This window comes from Ottowia beijingensis, from assembly GCF_042680925.1.
GTDB classification, from domain to species: Bacteria; Pseudomonadota; Gammaproteobacteria; order Burkholderiales; family Burkholderiaceae_C; genus Ottowia; species Ottowia beijingensis.
The window spans coordinates 177,962-196,358 of record NZ_JBHUEP010000012.1; the positions used below are offsets into that span (position 1 = coordinate 177,962).

Sequence of the window (18,397 nt, forward strand, 5' to 3'; positions counted from 1 at the left end):
AACGCGCGGGCATTTCACCAGCCGGCAAGCGGCGGCGCATGGGGCTGCAAGGGGTGATTTTCAAGGGCCGGTTGCTCTGGTTTTTTTGCCTTGCAGGCGCTTGAAATGGGCGCCCGGGCGCGCAACTGGGGCATCAAGCGGACGACGCCGATGGCCGATCCGCCACCCTCCAACCGAAAGGAAATTGACCGATGTTCTTCACCGCTTCTGCCCCCATCGCCCGCCGCTCGGCCTATGCCCCTGCCCTGCGCTCGCTCGACCGCTTTCTGGACGACGCCCTGACTGTGGCGCGCACCGCCGCCGCCAACGTGAGCGAGGACGACAAGGCCTGGACGCTAGCCATCGACGTGCCCGGCGTCAGCCGCGAGCAACTGGCCATCGCCATCGAAGGCGCCACCGTCAAGGTCGAGACGGTGGAAGGCGCGCCGCGCCAGTACAGGAAGGCCTACGAGTTCGCGCAGGACGTGGACGCCGCCGCCAGCAGCGCCAAGCTGGAGCACGGCGTGCTGACGCTGACCCTGGCCAAGCTGGTGCCCGAGAGCAAGGCCACCACGCTGGCCATCAACTGAAGCACCCATGGCGGCGGGCCACCGCGCCCGCGCCACCCACGCGACAACGCCGCAGCGGCCGCCTGGCCCTGCGGCGTTGTTGCGTCCGGGACGGGGTGATTTCAAAAATGACGAATGACAAATGACTTCGCTGCGCTTCAATGACAAAGCGGCGGTTCGTCATGGGTCATTGTTTTGAACGCGAAGCGGTATGAGACATCGCCACGCCGAACAAAAAGGGGGGGACTTGCAAAATTTTCTGGATGTCGAAAACAGGCTTCAGCGCCCGCCAACCGGGCGCCAGCAGCTCACTTATTGATACGTCAACACCGCGCCAATTCGTTAGCGCCTGGAACAGGGCCTGCCCCGCCCGCGAACGCCCTGCCCCGCACCCTTCAGGCCGCCAGCGGCAGCATGTCCAGCGGCCAGCGCGGTTTGACGTCGAAGGCGTAGTCGGTGTTCGGTGCCTCGATGCCGGCCTGCACGCGCATGGCGGCGGCCAGGGCGATCATGGCGCCGTTGTCGGTGCACAGGTGCAGCTCGGGGTAGTGCACGCGCACGCCGCGCTGGGCACAGGCGGCGTTCAGCGCCGCGCGCAGGCGGGCGTTGGCGCCCACGCCGCCGGCCACCACCAGGCGCTTCAGGCCCGTGGCTTTCAGCGCCGCCAGCGACTTCTTCACCAGCACCTCGACGATGGCGGCCTGTGTGCTGGCCGCCAGGTCGGCGCGCATCTGCTCGCACGGCGCGCCCTCGAACTTCTTCGCCTGCGTCAGCACCGCCGTCTTCAGCCCGGCAAACGAAAAATCCAGGTTGCCGCTGTGCAGCAGCGGGCGCGGCAGCTTGTAGGCCGTGTCGTCGCCAAACTCGGCCAGCCGCGCCAGTGCCGGCCCGCCGGGGTAGCCCAGGCCGAGCAGCTTGGCGGACTTGTCGAAGGCCTCGCCGGCCGCGTCGTCGATGGTTTCGCCCAGCAGCTGGTAGCGGCCCACGCCATCGACGCGCATCAGCTGCGTGTGGCCGCCGCTGACCAGCAGGGCGACGAAGGGAAATTCGGGTGGATCGGCGCTGAGGAAGGGCGACAGCAGGTGCCCCTCCAGGTGGTGCACGCCCAGCACCGGCTTGCCCAACGCCGCACCCAGCGCGCAGGCCACGCCGGCGCCCACCAGCAACGCACCCGCCAGGCCGGGGCCGCGCGTGTAAGCTATTACATCGATAGCTGCCAGCGCCTGCCCCGCCTGCGCCAGCACGTGATTGGCCAATGGAATCACGCGGCGGATGTGGTCACGGCTGGCCAGCTCGGGCACCACGCCGCCGTAGTCGGCATGCATCGCCACCTGGGTGTGCAGCGCGTGCGCCAGCAGCTCGGGCACGCCGTGTTCACGCGTGCGCACCAGCGCCACGCCGGTTTCGTCGCAGGACGATTCGATACCGAGAACCAGGGTCGACATGGCGCAGGATTATCCGCCGCGGCCCGGCGCGCGGTGCGGCCGGGCGCCCTGTGCGCGGGCTAGAACTGGCTGTCGCCCATGTTGCCGACGATGTAGTTCTCCATCTGCGAGATGATGAAGCGCTGCTCCTCCAGCTGCGCATTCACCAGATCGCCGATGGAGACCAAGCCCACCAGCTCGCCGCCATCGACCACCGGCAGATGGCGCAGGCGGCCCTTGGTGATGATGCCCAGGCATTCCTGCACCGTCTGGCGCGGGCTGACGACGTACAGGCGCGCGGTCATCACGTTCACCAGCATCGTCTCGGCCGACGACAGGCCTTGCAGCGCCAGCTTGCGGGCGTAGTCGCGCTCGGTGAAGATGCCCAGCAGCGCATCGCCCTGCACCACCAGCACCGAGCCGATCTGGCGCTCGGCCATCAGCTGCAGCGCATCGCGCACGGTGGCGGTGGGCGGCAGCGCTGCCAGGGTGACACCCGGGCGGGAAGACAGGATCTCGGCAACGGTGGTGGCCATGGCGGGTTCTCCTCGTTGTCAGGCGGCTGTCCATGCGATGCCGCCCATTGTTGAATGGCACGTACATCGTGCCAGAAGCAGCGCCGATTTGCCATGCTCAGGTGTAAGCCATCGCAGGGCCACCGCCGCAAGCCGGGCCGCCGGCACAATACGGGGGCGCCCGCAGCTGCACTTTGCTTTTATTTTCATAGCTGCTTGCGCCCGTCCATAGGGCGCTGCAGCCGTTTTTGGCAATTGATCCTGAATTCATCACCATGCCCACCGCCCCGCTCGCCCTCATCTCCTCCATGGCCACCAGGAAGCTGCTGACCGAGCTGGTCGACAGCCACCAGCGCCAGCACCCCGGCGTGGCGGTGGCGCTCGAATCGGTGGGCGGCGTGGATGCGGCCCGGCGCGTGGCCGCGGGCGAAGCCTTCGACGCCGTGGCGCTGGGCTCCGACGCCATCGACCAGCTCATCGCCGACGGCCACCTGCTGCCCGGCAGCCGGGTGGACATCGTGCGCTCGGGCGTCGCCGTGGCCGTGCGCGCCGGCGCGCCGCACCCCGACATCGGCAGCGAAGCCGCGGTGCAGGCCGCCGTGCTGGCCGCGCCCACGGTGAGCTACTCCACCGGCCCCAGCGGCGTGGCCCTGGCCCGGCTGTTCCAGCGCTGGGGCATCGCCGACGCCGTGCAGGCCAAGCTGGTGGTGCCGCCGCCCGGCACGCCGGTGGGCGCGCTCGTCGCGCGGGGCGAGGTAGCGCTGGGCTTTCAGCAGCTGAGCGAGCTGATGCACCTGCCCGGCATCGACGTGCTGGGCCCGCTGCCCGAGGCGATCCAGATCACCACCATCTTCGCCGGCGGCGTGGCAGCCGCGTCGAAGCAACCCGAGGCGGCGCGCGCCCTGCTGGCCTTTCTGGCCGCGCCTGAAACCGCCGCCATCAAGCAGGCCAACGGCATGGCGCCCGCCTGAGCGCAATGGGCCTGGCGCTGACCGACCCCGACCTGCGCGCGCTGCTGGCGCGCACGCTGGCGAGCTTGCCGGCCGATGGCGCCGTGGTCTGCCTGTGCGCGGCCTGGTGCCGCGTGTGCGACGACTTTCGCCCCGGCTTCGAGCAGGCCGCCGCCGCGCGGCCCACGCTGGCCTTCCGCTGGCTCGACATCGAGGACGAGGCCGATGCCCTGGGCGACATCGACGTCGAGACCTTTCCCACCCTGGTGATCGGCGGGCGCGACGGCGCCGTGCGCTTTGCCGGGCCGGTGGTGCCGCAGCCTGGGCAGATCGCGCGCCTGCTGCAAAGCCTGGGCCTGTGATGGTGCTGCACGCCGCAACTGGCTTATTCTTGACTCCCATCAATTGAGCGCCCTTCGGTGCCAGACCACAATGCCACCCATGGGAATCAGCCCCTACATCAAGGAAATCGGCCGGGGCGCGCAGGGCGCACGCGCCTTGTCGCGCGAGCAGGCCACCGACCTGCTGTGCCAGCTGCTCGACGGCCAGTGCTCCGACTTCGAGATCGGCGCCTTCTGCGTCGCCATGCGCATCAAGGGCGAGACGCCAGAAGAAATGGCCGGCTTTCTGGACGCGCTGGACCTGCGCCTGACCAAGCTGCCGCGCAGCGACCGCCCGGTGGTCGTGCTGCCCAGCTACAACGGCGCGCGCAAGCTGCCGGGGCTCACCACCCTGCTGGCCGCCCTGCTGGCGCGCAAGGGCCTGCCGGTGCTGGTGCACGGCACGCCCACCGAAGACGCGCGCGTCAGCAGCCAGGCCGTGCTGGCCGCGCTGGGCATCGACCCCAGCGCGCCCCATGAGCGCATCGACAACGGCCGCGTGCACTTCGTCGCCACCGAGGCGCTGCACCCGGGCCTGAAACGCCTGCTGGACGTGCGCCGCGCCATCGGCCTGCGCAACCCGGCGCACGCGCTGGTCAAGCTGATGAACCCGGTGGACGGCCCCGCGCTGGTGGTGGCCAGCTACACGCACCCCGAATACGCCGAATCCATGGCCGCCACCTTCAGGCTGATGCGCACGCCCGCCCTGCTGCTGCGCGGCACCGAGGGCGAGCCCGTGGCCGACCCGCGCCGCACGCCGCGCATGGACCTGTTCCTCAACGGCGAAAGCCACACCGTGCAGGACGCGCAGCCCGGCCCGCTGGCCACGCTGCCCGCGCTGCCCACCAGCACCGACGCCGCCGTCACCGCCGATTACATCCGCGACGTGATGGAAGGCCGCCTGCCGCCGCCCGAGCCCATCCTGTTGCAGGTCGAGCACATCGTGCGTGCCTGCAAGGCGCTGGAGGCCGAGGGCGACCCGACCTGCCTGCAGGAGCTGGCCGCATGAGCAAAGCCCCCCCTGCACCAACCGGCCGCGTCACCCTGGTGGGCGCCGGCCCGGGCGACCCCGATCTGCTCACGCTCAAGGCCGTCAAGGCGATTGCCGCCGCCAGCGTCATCCTGGTCGACGACCTGGTGGGCGAAGGCGTGCTGGCCCACGCCCGGCCCGACGCGCGCATCACCTACGTCGGCAAGCGCGGCGGCTGCAAGAGCACGCCGCAGGCCACCATCGAGCAGCTGATGCTGGAGGCCGCCCGCGCCGGCGAGAACGTGGTGCGCCTGAAGGGCGGCGATCCGTTCATCTTCGGCCGCGGCGGCGAAGAGGTGGAAAGCCTGCGCCGCGCCGGCATCGAGCCGGTGGTGGTCAACGGCATCACCTCGGGCCTGGCCGCCATGACCAGCCTGGGCGCGCCGCTGACGCACCGCGACCGCGCGCACGGCGTGGTCTTCGTCACCGGCCACCCGCAGAAGGACGGCCCCGGCCTGGACTGGGCGCGGCTGGGCGAATCGGCGCACGGCCTGCGCCTGACGCTGGTGATCTACATGGGCATCAGCAGCGCCGCGCGCATCCAGGCCGGGCTGCTGTCGGCCCTGCCGGCTTCCACGCCGGTGGCCGTGATCCAGCGCGCCACCCTGCCGGCGCAGCGCCAGTGCCTCACCACCTTGGGCGAGCTGCCCGACAGGCTGGCTGCCTGCGGCCTGGGCAGCCCGGCCATCATGGTGGTGGGCGACGTGGTGCTGGGCGTGCGCGCGGCGCTGCAGGACGCGGCGCTGGCCGCCTGAGAAACTCCTTTATTGATAGCTTCTTGCGCTTGATCCACGAAGGTTTCAAACCGATTCCATCTGAGTAGGCCTCTAACTCAGGTCCGCGCATGGCATGCCAGAAAACCATACGCAGAGGACGCAGAAGAATTCAAGCAGGGCTGTCTTTTGCGTCCTCTGCGGTTCTTCTGCGTCCTCTGCGTCCGGTATTCAGTGGCTGCTCATGGCTCGGCAACTTGTCATGACCTGCGCGAGCAGCTCCGATTCTTGAGGTGCCCGGCGGGCCTACTACCATCGCCCCATGCCTCCTCCCCGCTTCGACGCCGTCATTCTGGGTGCCGGTGCCGCCGGCCTGTTCTGCGCGGCGCAGGCGGGGCAGCGCGGCCTGCGCGTGCTGCTCATCGACCACAGCGAACGCGTGGCGGAAAAGGTGCGCGTCTCGGGCGGCGGGCGCGCCAACTTCACCAACCGCGACCTCGACCCGGCCGCGCCGCACAAGCATTTCATCAGCGCCAATCCGCACTTCTGCCGCTCGGCGCTGGCGCGCTTCACGCCGCAGCACTTCATCGCCCTGCTCGACCGGCACGGCGTGCCCTGGCACGAGAAGCACAAGGGCCAGCTGTTCTGCGACCGCTCGGCCGAAGATCTGATTGCCCTGCTGCTGGCCGAATGTGCCGCTGCGACCGCGCACGGCGGCTTGGTGGAACGCTGGCAGCCGTGCCGCGTGCAGAGCGTGCGGTTTCAAGCCAAAGAGGCCGCCAGCGCTGATGCAGCAAGCGCAGGCAGCTATCTCATCGATAGCGATCGTGGCCCCATCGAAGCGCCCGCCCTGGTCATCGCCACCGGCGGCCTGTCGATCCCCAAGATCGGCGCCAGCAGCTTGGGGCTGGACATCGCGCGCCAGTTCGGCCTGAAGATCATCGACACCCGCCCCGGCCTGGTGCCGCTCACCTTCGACGGCGCGGCCTGGGCACCCTACGCACAACTGGCCGGTCTGGCGCTGCCGGTGCGCATCGGCACGGGCGAGAAGAAGCAGCATGTGACCTTCCACGAAGACCTGCTGTTCACCCACCGCGGCCTGTCCGGCCCGGCGGTGCTGCAGATCTCCAGCTACTGGCGCCCGGGCACGCCCATCGTCATCGACCTGGCGCCCGAGGTGGACGTGGCGGCCGAACTGCTGGCCGCCAAGGCGCGCTCGCGCAAGCTGATCGTGAACGAACTGGCGCAGTGGCTGCCGCAGCGCCTGGCCGAAGCCTGGGTGGCGCAGGACGCCGCCTGGCAGCGCCCCGTCAACGAGGCCAGCGACAAGGCGCTGCTTCAACTGGCCGAGCAACTCCAGCGCTGGCCGCTCACCCCCACCGGCACCGAGGGCTACAAAAAGGCCGAAGTCACCCTGGGCGGCGTCGACACGCGCGCACTGTCGTCGCAGACGCTGGAAGCGCGCCAGCAGCCCGGCCTGTACTTCATCGGCGAGGTGGTCGACGTCACCGGCTGGCTGGGCGGCTACAACTTCCAGTGGGCCTGGGCCAGCGCCGCCGCCTGCGCCGAGGCGTTGGCAGCACGCCACACCGGCACGCCAGCCACCCCCTGACTTCTCTCTCCAGGCGGCCGCGCAGCATGCCGCAAGAAGGGCCGCGGAGCAGGCCATTCGAGGACGCCGTGGCCGGACCTGCGCCGGCCACCAGCGTCGTCCCCCTGGGGGGAAGGCGCGCAAGCGCCTCAGGGGGGGTTATAATCCTTGGTTTGCTGGCAAACGCCCCGCCGGCCATACTAGTTCGAATGTGCGGGGCAACAACTGCGGCGTATGGCGTGAAGCCTGATCTACTTCACACCCGCTGGCCGCGCAAATACCTGAAATTTGAATGACCACCATCCGAGTCAAAGAAAACGAGCCGTTCGACGTGGCCCTGCGCCGCTTCAAGCGCACCATTGAAAAGCTGGGCCTGCTGACCGACCTGCGCGCCCGCGAGTTTTACGAGAAGCCCACGGCCGAGCGCAAGCGCAAGAAGGCCGCTGCCGTCAAGCGCCACTACAAGCGCGTGCGCAGCCAGCAACTGCCCAAGAAGCTGTACTGATTCAGCCGCTTCTCGCAACCAAAAAGCTCGCCGGGGACGCTCAGCGAGCTTTTTTCGTTTCTGCAAGGACAAAAACCATGAGCCTGAAAGACCAGATCACCGAAGACATGAAGACCGCCATGCGCGCCAAGGACAGCGAGCGCCTGGGCACCATCCGCCTGCTGCAGGCGGCGATGAAGCAGAAGGAAGTGGACGAGCGCATCGAACTGGACGACACCGCCGTCATCGCCATCGTCGACAAGCTCATCAAGCAGCGCAAGGACAGCATCGCCGCCTTCACCCAGGCCGGCCGCCAGGACCTGGCCGACAAGGAAGCCGCCGAAATGAAGGTGCTGGAGGCCTACCTGCCCGCCCGCCTGTCGGAGAGCGAAATCGTTGCCGAGGTGAAGGCCATCGTGGCCGAACTGGGCGCCAGCGGGCCCGGCGACATGGGCAAGGTGATGGGTGCCGTGAAGCAGCGCCTGGCCGGCAAGGCGGACATGGGCGCCGTCAGCGCGGCGGTGAAGGCTGCGCTGGCGGGTTGAGTGCCCCCCGGCCTTGTGGGAGCGGCCTTGGCCGCGATGGCAGCGCATCGCCCACCCCGCATGCCGCATCGCGGGCCAGCCCGCTCCCACACACCGCTCTGGCGATCAGAAAAAATCAAAAACCATAGCTGCTTGCGCTTGCCAGCAAACGATTTCAGATACTTTTCTCTTGAAATCAAGGCTGCACAAGCGCAAGCCACTATCAATCCATGAGCAAGCAAACCGCTTTCTGACAATTGCTTGCAAACTGCGCCGCAGCTTTGCACAGCGCGACCGCCCGCGGCAAACCGAAGCCCGCGCCGGCGCGTTATGAAGAGGCAGGAACGCTTCCGTTCCCCGAGGCCTCTGACCACCATGACGCAACCCACCTCTTCCCCCTGGCGCCGCTGGCTTGGCGGCGCACTGCTGGCGGCCGCGCCCGTGCTGGGCTGGGCCCAGGCCGACCCGCCGTCACGCGTGGCCTACATCAGCGCCGCCGAAGGCGCGGTGCAGATCGCCACCGACGGCCAGCGCTTCGCGCCCGCCTCCATCAACTGGCCGGCGACCACCGGCACCCGCCTCGTCACCGACCCCAACGCGCGCGCCGAACTGCACGGCGGCTGGACCGCCGTGCGCCTGACCGGCCACGCCGACCTGAGCGTGACCGTGCTGGACGACGACACCGCGCAGTTTGCGCTGATGGACGGCACCGCCTCGGTGCGCGTGCGCCAGCTGCAGCCCGGCGAGCGCGTCGAGATCGACACCCCACACCTGGCCGTGGTGGCCAGCCAGGCGGGCGAATACCGCGTCGACGTCGATCCGCGCGCCGACACCACGCGCGTCACCGTGCACGCCGGCGTGGCCACGGTGTACGGCGAGGCGGGGCAATCCACCACCGTGGGCCAGCGCCAGCAGGCGCTGTTCACCGGCCGCAACCTGCAGCCGTTGCAGCGCGGCGGCGTGGCCGTGCGCGACGGTTTCGACCAGTGGGTGGCCCAGCGCGATGCGCTGGAAGACCGCTCGGCCTCGGCCCGCTACGTGCCGCGCGACGTGCCCGGCTACCAGCAGCTCGACGCCTACGGCGAATGGGCGCAGGACGCCACCTACGGCCCCGTGTGGTACCCGCAGGTCACCGTGGCCGACTGGGCGCCCTACCGCTACGGCCGCTGGGCCTGGGTGGAGCCCTGGGGCTGGACCTGGGTGGACGACGCGCCCTGGGGCTTCGCGCCCTCGCACTACGGCCGCTGGGCGCAGATCGGCCCGCGCTGGGCTTGGGTGCCCGGCAGCTTCGGCCCGCGCCCGGTGTACGCGCCGGCGCTGGTGGCCTTCGTCGGTGGCGACAACTGGAGCGTGGCGCTGGGCAGCCCCGGTGCCGCGTGGTTCCCGCTGGCGCCGGGCGAATACTGGCGCCCGCACTACCACGCCAGCGACCGCTACCACCGCGGCCTGAACTGGGGCCGCGAGCGCGTGCGCCCGCCGGCCGACGGCTACCACTTCCATCGCCGCCCCAACGCCGTCACCTACGCTCCGGCCGACCAGTTCGGCGGTGGCCAGCGCGGCCGCCGGCCCGGCTTCGGCGACGGCAGCCGCCTGCCGTCCGGCGCACTGAACGACAGCCGCATCGTCGCCCCGCCGCCGCGCGCCTGGGTGCCCGGCGTGCAGACGCAGGCGCCGCTGCCCACGCTGCGCCCTGACCGGCCCGATCGCCCAGGTGCTGGCGTGCGCGAGCCGCGCCCGCCGCGTGGCGGCGCCGACCGCGGCGTGGCCGCACCCGCGCCGTCGCCCGCCCGCCTGCCCGTGCCCGACGGCCGCGGCATGCGCCATGGCGACGATGCCCAGCCGCCGATGGCTCGGCCCGCGCGGCCCGCACCGCCGGAGCGCTACGAATCCGGCAGCCTGGAGCGCAACCGCTACCTGCGCGACCAGGCCGAGCGCGACGGCGCCCACATGGGCGTGCCGCAGCCACGCAACCCGCAGGTGCGCGAGGCGCAGCAACAGCAGTGGCAGATGCAGCGCCAGCAGGAAGAGCGCGTGCGCGAATTGCAGCCGCGCCCGGCGGTCATCAACCCGCCGCCCGCCGCGGCCCCGCAGATGCCGCGCGTGCAGCCGATGCCGGCGCAGCGGCCGTTCTCGTCGGGCGAGCTGGGCCATGTGCCGCGCCAGATGGAGCGCCCCGCCATGCCGCAACGCGAGCAGCGCGCCATGCCGATGCGCGACTCCGGCGCGCTGGCACCGCGCGAGCCGCGCGAACGGCGCGGCATGATGGAGCCGTGAAGGCGAACGCCAGCGCTTCGTTATTGATAGCTGCTGGCGCTTGATGGGTGGGCGCTGAAGGCGGTTTTGGCCTGAAAATCAAGCCGGCCGCAAGGCAGCCCGTTCCACGTCCGGATCGAAACGACATGAACTTCTTCATTCCGGCGACAGCCGGAATCCAGACGACGCGCGTGCGCAGCACATGGAGCCCGGCTTTCGCCGGGATGACGGTGGTTGACGTCTTGAGGTGGAAACGGACTCAGTTGCCCGCCACCGTCATCCGGTCGATGAGCACCGAACCCACGGTTTTCGAGCCGTAGGTGTAGGCATCGGCCCCCACGGCCTGCAGCCCCAAGAACATCTCGCGAAGGTTGCCGGCGATGGTGATCTCCTGCACCGGGTAGGCGATGCGGCCGTTCTCCACCCAGAAGCCGCTGGCGCCGCGCGAATAGTCGCCGGTGACGTAGTTCACGCCCTGGCCCATCAGCTCGATCACGAACAGGCCGGTGCCCAGCTTGCGCAGCATCTCGTCCAGGTCGTCGCCCGCGCGCGTCAGGCGCGACCGCAGCGTGAGGTTGTGCGAGCCGCCGGCGTTGCCGGTGGTCCTCATGCCCAGCTTGCGCGCCGAATAGGTGCTGAGGAAGTAGCCCGCCACCCGCCCCGCATCCACCACCTTGCGCGCCTGCACGCGCACGCCTTCCTCGTCGAACGGCGACGAGCCCTTGCCGCCGACGACGAACGGGTCTTCGAGCACGTCGATGTGCTTGGGCAGCACCGGCTTGCCCAGCGAATCGACCAGGAACGAGGTCTTGCGGTACAGCGCGCCGCCGCTCAGCGCCTGCGTCAGGCTGCCCAGCAGGCCGGCGGCCAAGGGCGACTCGAACAGCACCGGGCACTGGCGCGTGCCGATTTTGCGGCTCTTCAGCCGGCTCAGCGCGCGCTCGGCGGCGTAGCGGCCCACGGCCTCGGGCGCGGCCAGGTCGCGCGCATTGCGCTCCGAGCTGTACCAGTAGTCGCGCTGCATGTCGTTGCCCTTGCCGGCAATCGGCGCGACAGACAGCGAATGGCGCGAGCTGGCATAGCCCCCACGAAAGCCGTGCGTGTGCGCGCTAAAGAAATGGCTTTGCTGCGCCGACACGCCGGCGCCCTCGCTGTTGGTGATGCGCTTGTCCACCGCCAGCGCGGCGTGCTCGCAGGCCAGCGCCAACTCGGCCGCCTGCTCGCTGGTGATGGGCCAGGGGTGGAACAGGTCCAGGTCGCGCTGCTCGGTGGCGATGTCGGCCTCGTCCGGCAGGCCGGCCACCGGGTCTTCGGCGGTGAAGCGGGCGATGTCGTAGGCCGCCTGCACCGTCTGCTCGATGGCGGCGCGCGAGAAGTCCGACGTGCTGGCATTGCCGCGCCGCTGGCCCAGGTACACCGTCACGCCCAGCGACTTGTCGCGGTTGCGCTCCACCGTCTCCAGTTCGCCCTTGCGCACGCTCACGCTCAGGCCCGAACCTTCGGATGCCTCGGCACCCGCGTCGGTGGCGCCGAGCTTCTTGGCATGGGCCAGCGCGGTGTCCACCAGCTCTTCGAAGAAGGCGCGCGAATAAGAAAAGCCCGGCAGGGCTTTGGAGTCGTTTTGCATGGTGGCGGCTATCATACTTCTCGACTTTTCAGATTCCTATCCATGTCCCGCAAACCCAAGAAAGGCTATTTCGTCCGCGGCCAGTTCGTCGCCGAAGGCAGCGAGCTGGACGAACAGCTCAAGGCCGAGCTGCGCGGCGATGGCCCCAGCAAGACCGAGCTGAAGGCGCAGAGCGCCGAGCTGCAGGCGCTGGGCGAGGCGCTGCTGACGCTGCGGCGCGATCTGTTCGAGCCGCTCGATCTGCCCACCAAGCTGGTCGATGGGCTGGAGGAGCTCAAGCGCATCACCAACTTCGAAGGCAAGCGCCGCCAGAGCCAGTACGTGGGCAAGCTGATGCGCCAGCTTCATGATGAACAGCTGGCCGCCGTGCGCGCCGCATTGGAAGAGCAGCGCAAGGGCCCAGCTGCCGAAACCCTGCGCCTGCACGCCGCCGAGCGCTGGCGTGAGCGCCTGATCGCCGAAGACGCCGCCGTCAACGCCTGGGTGACGCAGTTCCCCGACACCGACGTGCAGCAGCTGCGCGCGCTGGTGCGCCAGGCGCGCAAGGATGCGCCCACGCCCGACGCCGCCAAAGAGGCCGAAGCCAAGGGTCAGGCGCAGCGCAACAGCCGTGCCTTCCGCGAGCTGTTCCAGTTGGTGAACACCGCGCTGGCGCAGGCCGAGGCGCACCCGCCCGAGGTGCAACCCATCGATGCCGAGGACGTGGGCTACGTCAACGACGCCCGCGCCGGTTGACTGCATGACAAATGACCTCGGCCTGCGGCCTCGATGACAAAGGCGCGGCCGCGGCGCCCGGCTCCTTTGTCATTGAAGCCGCGAAGCGGCGGAGTCATTTGTCATTTGTCATCCGTCATTGGCCCAGCAAGGAACCCGCATGAACGCACACGACCCCATCACCATCGGCATCGTCTCCATCAGCGACCGCGCCTCCAGCGGCACGTATGAAGACAAGGGCCTGCCCGCGCTGCAGGAGTGGCTAGGCAAGGCGCTGAAGAACCCGATCAGCTTCGAGCCGCGCCTGATCCCCGACGAGCAGGCCACCATCAGCCGCACGCTGATCGAGTTGGTCGACGCCGGGTGCGCCCTGGTGTTGACCACCGGCGGCACCGGCCCCGCCGTGCGCGACGTGACGCCCGAGGCCACGCTGGCCGTCGCCGACAAGGAAATGCCGGGCTTTGGCGAGCAGATGCGCCAGATCAGCCTGGCCTTCGTGCCCACGGCCATCCTGAGCCGCCAGGTGGCGGTGATCCGCGGGCAGTGCCTCATCATCAACCTGCCCGGCCAGCCCAAGGCGATTGCCGAGACGCTGGAAGGCCTGAAGGACAACGCCGGCAACCCGCAGGTGCACGGCATCTTCGCCGCCGTGCCCTACTGCATCGACCTGATCGGCGGCCCCTACCTGGAAACCAACGACGCCGTGTGCAAGGCCTTCCGACCCAAGAACGCGGTGCGGCCCGCGCGCGACTGAGCGCGCCCTGCGGTGGCCGCGCCACGGCGCGCTGCAACAGGTGTCACGGGATGCAAGCAGGGCGATGTCCCACAAGCGCCTGGATACAACACCGACCCGGCGCTTCACATGGCCGGGGCACATTGAAGGTGCGCGCCGCGGTCGTCCTTGAATTTTTTCCATTTCCCATTGGCCGCGGTGCTGAACCAAGGAGCCACGCCATGAAACTTCGCCAATACAGCCTTGCCGCCGTCCTCGCCGCCACGCTGGCCGCCGCGGGTTGTTCCACCTCCCCCACCAATGCACAGATCGGCACCGGCGTGGGCGCCGTGGCCGGCGGTGTGGCCGGCAACGTGCTGTTCGGCAACACGCTCGGCACCGTGGGGGGCGCCGCTGCCGGCGCACTGATCGGCAACGAGGTGGGCAAGCGCCGCTGATTCCAACGCCACGCTGGCGCGCCGGATGCATCGCCGCGCCGGCCTTCAGCAGCATCCGCCGTCCTGGCGCGTTGAGGCAGGCTGCAACCCAAAGCCGGCCTTGCGGCGGATCAGTTCTTACACCGCCGCGTGCCTTCAGAAAGCGAAAAGCCCCTGTGCGCCTGGTGCACCGGCAAAGCCAACAGAAAGCGCGGCGCACAATAGGCGCGACCTCGCGCAGGATCGCCTCGCAGCCACCGAAGGTGGGCCCGTCCCTGGGCGGGCGCGGTGTCTGTTTTGCTTGACCTATCAAGAAGTCTCAAATGACCCACGGGCCGCATCCGCCGTGTGCGAGCGGGCTTGCCCGCGATCAAGCGCTGGTGGCGACGAGGCGCCTCATCGCGGGCAAGCCCGCTCCCACAACACAGTCTGAGACTTCTTGATAAACAAGCTGTCTTGATCGTCCACGGTGCCGGGGCGTTGGGCGGCAGCCGTGGTCCGGGGCGCCCCCTGCTGCGTCCGCTACTTGCCCACCAACTCGTTCAGCTTGTCGGCCTCGAAGGTTTCCTCGCGCGTGGCGTCGTCGGGCACGCAGTTCGGGTCGATCTGGCACGACAGCTTCTCGATGGCCTGCCACAGCAGCATGATCTGGTGCTCCTGGCTGGCCGTGCCGTCGATCAGGCCGCGCAGCGCCTGGCTCACGGGGTCGTCGTTCTGCGTCACGCCGTAGGCCGAAAAGCCCAGCTTGGCAGCCGCCTCTTCGCGCTTGGCCGCGTCTTCGGCCACGATGATGCGCGCCGGGTTGCCCACCGCCGTGGCGCCCGGGGGCACCGGCTTGGTGACCACGGCGGATGAGCCGATCTTGGCCCCGTCGCCCACCGTGAAGCCGCCCAGCACCTGGCTGCTGGCGCCCACGACCACGCCCTTGCCCAGCGTGGGGTGCCGCTTGGTGCCCTTGCCGAGCGAGGTGCCGCCCAGCGTGACGCCCTGGTAGATGGTGCAGTCGTCGCCGATCTCGGCCGTCTCGCCGATCACCACGCCCATGCCGTGGTCGATGAACACGCGCTCGCCGATCTTTGCGCCGGGGTGGATCTCGATGCCCGTGAGAAAGCGCCCCCAGTGCGAGATCCAGCGCGCCAGCCAGTGCCAGCCGCGCTCCCACAGCGGGTGGGCGATGCGGTGCAGCACCAGGGCGTGGAAACCGGGGTACGAGAACACCACATCCCACACCGAGCGCGCGGCCGGGTCGCGCTCGAGAATGGCCTGGGTGTAGGAACGGATGCGCTGCAACATGGTGGGTGGCGAGTCTAGCGTTTGTGCACTGCCGGCGCTGTGTCCGCACTCGTGGCGTGGGCAGCGGCCGCGCCCTGCATGGCCTTGGCAATGCCGCGCAGGATGTGAATCTCCTCCGCCGTGGGCTGCGCGCGGTTGAACAGCTGCTGCAGACGCGGCATCAGCTTCTTGGGCGCAGCGGGGTCGAGAAAGCCGATGTCGACCAGCGCCTGCTGCCAGTGCGCCAGCATGCCGGCCACCTGCGCCGCGTCGGCGTGCTGCGGCGCCGCGGTGGCGGGTTGCACGTCGAAGCCGTGGCCGAGCACACTCAACGCCTGGCGCCAGTCGTAGGCGATCAGCTGCACGGCGGCGGCGATGTTGAGCGAGCCGTAGTCGGGGTGCGTGGGAATGCTGAGCGCAACGTGGCAGCGGTACACGTCCTCGTTCTTCATGCCGTAACGCTCGGAGCCGAACAGGAAGGCGATACCTTCCGGCGCATTCAATGCCAAACCAGGCTTCAACGCCCGTCCATCAAGCGCTGGAAGCTCCTTTTTCAATAGCATCCTGAAATGATCCCGCGGTGCGCGCGTGGGCGGTCCAAAGTCGCGCGGCGTCATCGCCGTGGCGCACAGGTGGGTCATGCCGCCCAGCGCCTCGTCCAGCGTGGGCACGATGCGCGCCCGCGCCAGCACGTCGGTGGCGCCGCTGGCGCGCTCGATGGCCTCGGTGCGCGTCAGCACGTCGGGCCAGCGCGGGTTAACCAGCACCAGATCGTCAAAACCCATCACCTTCATCGCCCGCGCCACCGCGCCCACGTTGCCGGCGTGGCTGGTGTCGATCAGGATGAAGCGCGTGCGGGGGATGGCCATGGTTGCGATTGTCGCCGGCACGCCCCCCGCCTCTTGTGGGAGCGGGCTTGCCCGCGATGGGCGCTTCGCCGCTGCAGAGCTTGCCATCGCGGCCAAGGCCGCTCCCACAGCCCGGGTTGAGGGGCGCGCCTCGCTAACATCACGGCTTTGCCCATTCATCCTTCACCATGACCACCGCCACCCTGCCCAACGTCACCCTCACCACCCAGGCCAACGTCTACTTCGACGGCAAGTGCGTGTCGCACAGCTTCACGCTGGCCGATGGCACGAAGAAGAGCGTGGGCGTGGTGCTGCCCGCCACGCTCACCTTCAACACCGGCGCGGCCGAGATCATGGAGTGCGTGGGCGGCGGCTGCGAATACAAGCTGGCCGGCAGCGACGAGTGGAAATCGTCCGGCCCCGGCGAGCGGTTCAGCATCCCGGCCAATTCGTCGTTCGACATTCGCGTGGCCGAGCAATACCACTACATCTGCCATTACGGATAACACCCCCCTGAGCGGCTGACGCCGCTTCCCCCCTCTCCTGCGGGAGGGGGGACAACGCCAGTGGCCGGCGCGAGTTGAGGCCACGGCGTTCGCTGGCATGGGCTGCTGCGCGGCCATTGGGTCGTAGCGTCGTGGAGGTCACGCAACGGACCGCCGCCGCGCGCAACGCGTGCTACGCTGCCGCGCATGTCCGCCCGCCCTGCCCCTGCCGACGCCAGCCTGATCGATTCGCGCACCGCCGCCTGGCGGCTGCTGGTGACGGTGCTGCTGGTCACGCTGGGCAACAGCGCGATGTACGTCGTCTCCGTGGTGCTGCCGGCGGTGCAGGCCGAGTTCGGCATCGGCCGTGCGGGGGCGTCGATGCCTTACACGGTGATGATGGTGTGCCTGGGGCTGGGTGGCCTGTTCACCGGCATCTGGGCCGACCGCTGGGGCATCGCGCGCGTGCTGTGGCTGGGCTCGGCCGCCGTGCTGGCCGGTTACGTGCTGGCGGCGCTGTCGGGCAATGTGTGGATGTTCGGGCTGGCGCACGGGCTGCTGGGCCTGCTGGGCGGCGCAGCCACCTTCGCGCCGCTGATGGCCGACACCGGCCTGTGGTGGAACAAGCGGCGCGGCATCGCCATGGCGGTGTGCGCCAGCGGTAACTACATCGCCGGCACGCTGTGGCCGCCGCTGGCGCAGTGGGGCATCACGCATTACGGCTGGCGGCCGACCTACATCGTGCTGGGCCTGGTGTGCGGCATCGGCATGGCGCTGCTGGCCTTCTACATGCGCCAGCGCCCGCCCGCGCTGGCGCTGCCGGCGGCCGGGGCGGCCGCGGCGCCGCGTGCCACCATCTGGCCGCCGGATCGGCCCTTCGGCCTCTCGACGGCGCACGCGCAGTGGCTGCTGTGCGTGGCCGGCGTGGCCTGCTGCGTGGCGATGTCGATGCCGCAGGTGCACATCGTGGCCTACTGCACCGACCTGGGCTACGGCGCGGCGCGCGGGGCCGAGATGCTGTCGCTGATGCTGTTTTCCGGCATCATCAGCCGGCTGGTGTCGGGCTGGATATGCGACCACATCGGCGGCATCCGCACGCTGTTGCTGGGCTCGGCGCTGCAGGGCGTGGCGCTGCTGATGTTCCTGCCCGTGGACGGGCTGGTGCCGCTGTACGTGGTGTCGGCGCTGTTCGGGCTGTTTCAGGGCGGCATCGTGCCGTCGTACGCCATCATCGTGCGCGAGCACTTTCCGCCGCGCGAGGCCGGCGCGCGCACCGGCGCCGTCATCATGGCCACGCTGCTGGGCATGGCGCTGGGTGGATGGATGTCGGGCTGGGTGTTCGACATGACGGGCAGCTACGATGCGGCCTTCATCAACGGCATCGGCTGGAACCTGCTGAACCTGGCGATTGCCAGCTGGCTGTTCTGGCGCACGCGCGGGCCTTCGACACGGCTGGTGGCCACCTGACGGGTCTGGCCAGGCCGGGCGGGCCATATACTCCCCACCATTAAGGCCGCCAGCGCCCGAAACACGGGCGCAAAAAGAGCATACTCCCCATTATTTGCGACGGCGCCAGGCTGCCTCAGAACCAGCGCGTCACCACCGCCGCCGCCAGCACCACGACGCCGAAGACCGCCGCGCGCACCGCTTTGCGGCGGTAGGCCAGCGCCTCGTCCTGCATGCCTTCCATGCGGCCAATGGCCGCGGCGCGGATGACGGCCATGATGATGTACAGCACCGTGCCGATGAGCAGCACGGCCATGATGGTGGACAGGCGCATGGCGTGGTTCCTTTCGTTCGACGGCCTGCGGGCATCATAGGCCGCAGCCCGCTCACTCCATTTCCACTTCAAGGTGTCGATCACCGACATCCCGGCGAAGGCCGGGATCC

20 protein-coding genes are annotated in these 18,397 nt (G+C 69.5%); 14 read left to right on the forward strand and 6 right to left on the reverse strand.

Annotation, left to right across the window (positions count from 1 at the left end; translation table 11 throughout):
• Positions 1–191 precede the first annotated feature (191 nt).
• Positions 192–569, forward strand: a complete 378-nt coding sequence (locus ACFSCU_RS16380) for an Hsp20/alpha crystallin family protein (protein ID WP_180549295.1) — start codon at positions 192–194, stop codon at positions 567–569.
• Between the two features lie 374 nt (positions 570–943).
• Here ACFSCU_RS16380 and tsaD read toward each other — a convergent pair whose 3' ends face one another.
• Positions 944–1,993, reverse strand: coding sequence for a tRNA (adenosine(37)-N6)-threonylcarbamoyltransferase complex transferase subunit TsaD (gene tsaD, locus ACFSCU_RS16385; RefSeq protein WP_180549296.1), 1,050 nt, complete (start codon positions 1,991–1,993; stop codon positions 944–946).
• A 59-nt stretch (positions 1,994–2,052) separates the two neighbouring features.
• A complete protein-coding gene (locus ACFSCU_RS16390) occupies positions 2,053–2,508 on the reverse strand; it encodes a CBS domain-containing protein (RefSeq protein WP_180549297.1) in 456 nt (151 codons plus the stop codon).
• Positions 2,509–2,762: 254 nt separating this feature from the next.
• Here ACFSCU_RS16390 and ACFSCU_RS16395 point away from each other — a divergent pair, with 254 nt between their 5' ends.
• The 8 genes from ACFSCU_RS16395 (at position 2,763) to ACFSCU_RS16430 (ending at position 10,433) form a co-directional block, all read left to right on the forward strand.
• Complete coding sequence (locus ACFSCU_RS16395; RefSeq protein ID WP_257645545.1) at positions 2,763–3,458, forward strand: substrate-binding domain-containing protein; 696 nt, start codon at positions 2,763–2,765, stop codon at positions 3,456–3,458.
• Between the two features lie 5 nt (positions 3,459–3,463).
• The gene (locus ACFSCU_RS16400) at positions 3,464–3,799 is read left to right on the forward strand and encodes a thioredoxin family protein (RefSeq protein WP_180549298.1); all 336 of its coding nucleotides are present in this window, start codon (positions 3,464–3,466) and stop codon (positions 3,797–3,799) included.
• Positions 3,800–3,878: 79 nt separating this feature from the next.
• Positions 3,879–4,826: a DNA-binding protein YbiB gene (ybiB, locus tag ACFSCU_RS16405; RefSeq protein ID WP_180549299.1), complete on the forward strand. Its 948-nt coding sequence runs from the start codon at positions 3,879–3,881 to the stop codon at positions 4,824–4,826.
• Positions 4,823–5,602: a uroporphyrinogen-III C-methyltransferase gene (gene cobA / locus ACFSCU_RS16410; RefSeq protein WP_377561164.1), complete on the forward strand. Its 780-nt coding sequence runs from the start codon at positions 4,823–4,825 to the stop codon at positions 5,600–5,602. Before ybiB ends, cobA begins: the two co-directional genes overlap by 4 nt.
• A 280-nt stretch (positions 5,603–5,882) precedes the next feature.
• Positions 5,883–7,172, forward strand: a complete 1,290-nt coding sequence (locus tag ACFSCU_RS16415; RefSeq protein ID WP_377561165.1) for a BaiN/RdsA family NAD(P)/FAD-dependent oxidoreductase — start codon at positions 5,883–5,885, stop codon at positions 7,170–7,172.
• Between the two features lie 271 nt (positions 7,173–7,443).
• Complete coding sequence (rpsU, locus tag ACFSCU_RS16420) at positions 7,444–7,656, forward strand: 30S ribosomal protein S21 (RefSeq protein ID WP_180549300.1); 213 nt, start codon at positions 7,444–7,446, stop codon at positions 7,654–7,656.
• Between the two features lie 77 nt (positions 7,657–7,733).
• Positions 7,734–8,180 carry a GatB/YqeY domain-containing protein gene (locus ACFSCU_RS16425; RefSeq protein ID WP_180549301.1) on the forward strand — a complete coding sequence of 149 codons (447 nt, stop codon included), beginning with the start codon at positions 7,734–7,736 and terminating at the stop codon, positions 8,178–8,180.
• A gap of 354 nt (positions 8,181–8,534) precedes the next feature.
• Positions 8,535–10,433 carry a DUF6600 domain-containing protein gene (locus tag ACFSCU_RS16430; protein WP_377561166.1) on the forward strand — a complete coding sequence of 633 codons (1,899 nt, stop codon included), beginning with the start codon at positions 8,535–8,537 and terminating at the stop codon, positions 10,431–10,433.
• 238 nt (positions 10,434–10,671) lie between these two features.
• On the opposite strand, the gene pmbA is transcribed toward ACFSCU_RS16430, so the two are convergent.
• Positions 10,672–12,039 carry a metalloprotease PmbA gene (pmbA, locus tag ACFSCU_RS16435; RefSeq protein WP_377561167.1) on the reverse strand — a complete coding sequence of 456 codons (1,368 nt, stop codon included), beginning with the start codon at positions 12,037–12,039 and terminating at the stop codon, positions 10,672–10,674.
• A gap of 42 nt (positions 12,040–12,081) precedes the next feature.
• Here pmbA and yjgA point away from each other — a divergent pair, with 42 nt between their 5' ends.
• From yjgA to ACFSCU_RS16450, 3 genes are all read left to right on the forward strand, one after another.
• Entirely contained in the window at positions 12,082–12,774 is a 693-nt protein-coding gene (yjgA, locus tag ACFSCU_RS16440; protein WP_180549303.1) for a ribosome biogenesis factor YjgA, read from the forward strand.
• Positions 12,775–12,913: 139 nt separating this feature from the next.
• A complete protein-coding gene (mog, locus tag ACFSCU_RS16445) occupies positions 12,914–13,507 on the forward strand; it encodes a molybdopterin adenylyltransferase (RefSeq protein WP_180549304.1) in 594 nt (197 codons plus the stop codon).
• Between the two features lie 200 nt (positions 13,508–13,707).
• Positions 13,708–13,923 carry a glycine zipper 2TM domain-containing protein gene (locus ACFSCU_RS16450; RefSeq protein ID WP_333705185.1) on the forward strand — a complete coding sequence of 72 codons (216 nt, stop codon included), beginning with the start codon at positions 13,708–13,710 and terminating at the stop codon, positions 13,921–13,923.
• 501 nt (positions 13,924–14,424) lie between these two features.
• Here the strand turns inward: ACFSCU_RS16450 and cysE are convergent.
• Both cysE and ACFSCU_RS16460 read right to left on the reverse strand, forming a co-directional pair.
• On the reverse strand, positions 14,425–15,195 hold the full coding sequence (gene cysE, locus ACFSCU_RS16455) for a serine O-acetyltransferase (protein WP_377561168.1): 771 nt from the start codon (positions 15,193–15,195) through the stop codon (positions 14,425–14,427).
• A gap of 14 nt (positions 15,196–15,209) precedes the next feature.
• Positions 15,210–16,043, reverse strand: a complete 834-nt coding sequence (locus ACFSCU_RS16460) for an RNA methyltransferase (protein ID WP_377561169.1) — start codon at positions 16,041–16,043, stop codon at positions 15,210–15,212.
• 167 nt (positions 16,044–16,210) lie between these two features.
• Here ACFSCU_RS16460 and ppnP point away from each other — a divergent pair, with 167 nt between their 5' ends.
• Both ppnP and ACFSCU_RS16470 read left to right on the forward strand, forming a co-directional pair.
• Positions 16,211–16,528 (forward strand): pyrimidine/purine nucleoside phosphorylase, encoded by a 318-nt coding sequence (gene ppnP, locus ACFSCU_RS16465; RefSeq protein ID WP_180549305.1) that lies wholly within the window; start codon positions 16,211–16,213, stop codon positions 16,526–16,528.
• A 186-nt stretch (positions 16,529–16,714) separates the two neighbouring features.
• The gene (locus tag ACFSCU_RS16470) at positions 16,715–17,974 is read left to right on the forward strand and encodes an MFS transporter (RefSeq protein WP_180549306.1); all 1,260 of its coding nucleotides are present in this window, start codon (positions 16,715–16,717) and stop codon (positions 17,972–17,974) included.
• Positions 17,975–18,089: 115 nt separating this feature from the next.
• Here ACFSCU_RS16470 and ACFSCU_RS16475 read toward each other — a convergent pair whose 3' ends face one another.
• Positions 18,090–18,287: a hypothetical protein gene (locus ACFSCU_RS16475; RefSeq protein ID WP_180549307.1), complete on the reverse strand. Its 198-nt coding sequence runs from the start codon at positions 18,285–18,287 to the stop codon at positions 18,090–18,092.
• Positions 18,288–18,397 lie beyond the last annotated feature (110 nt).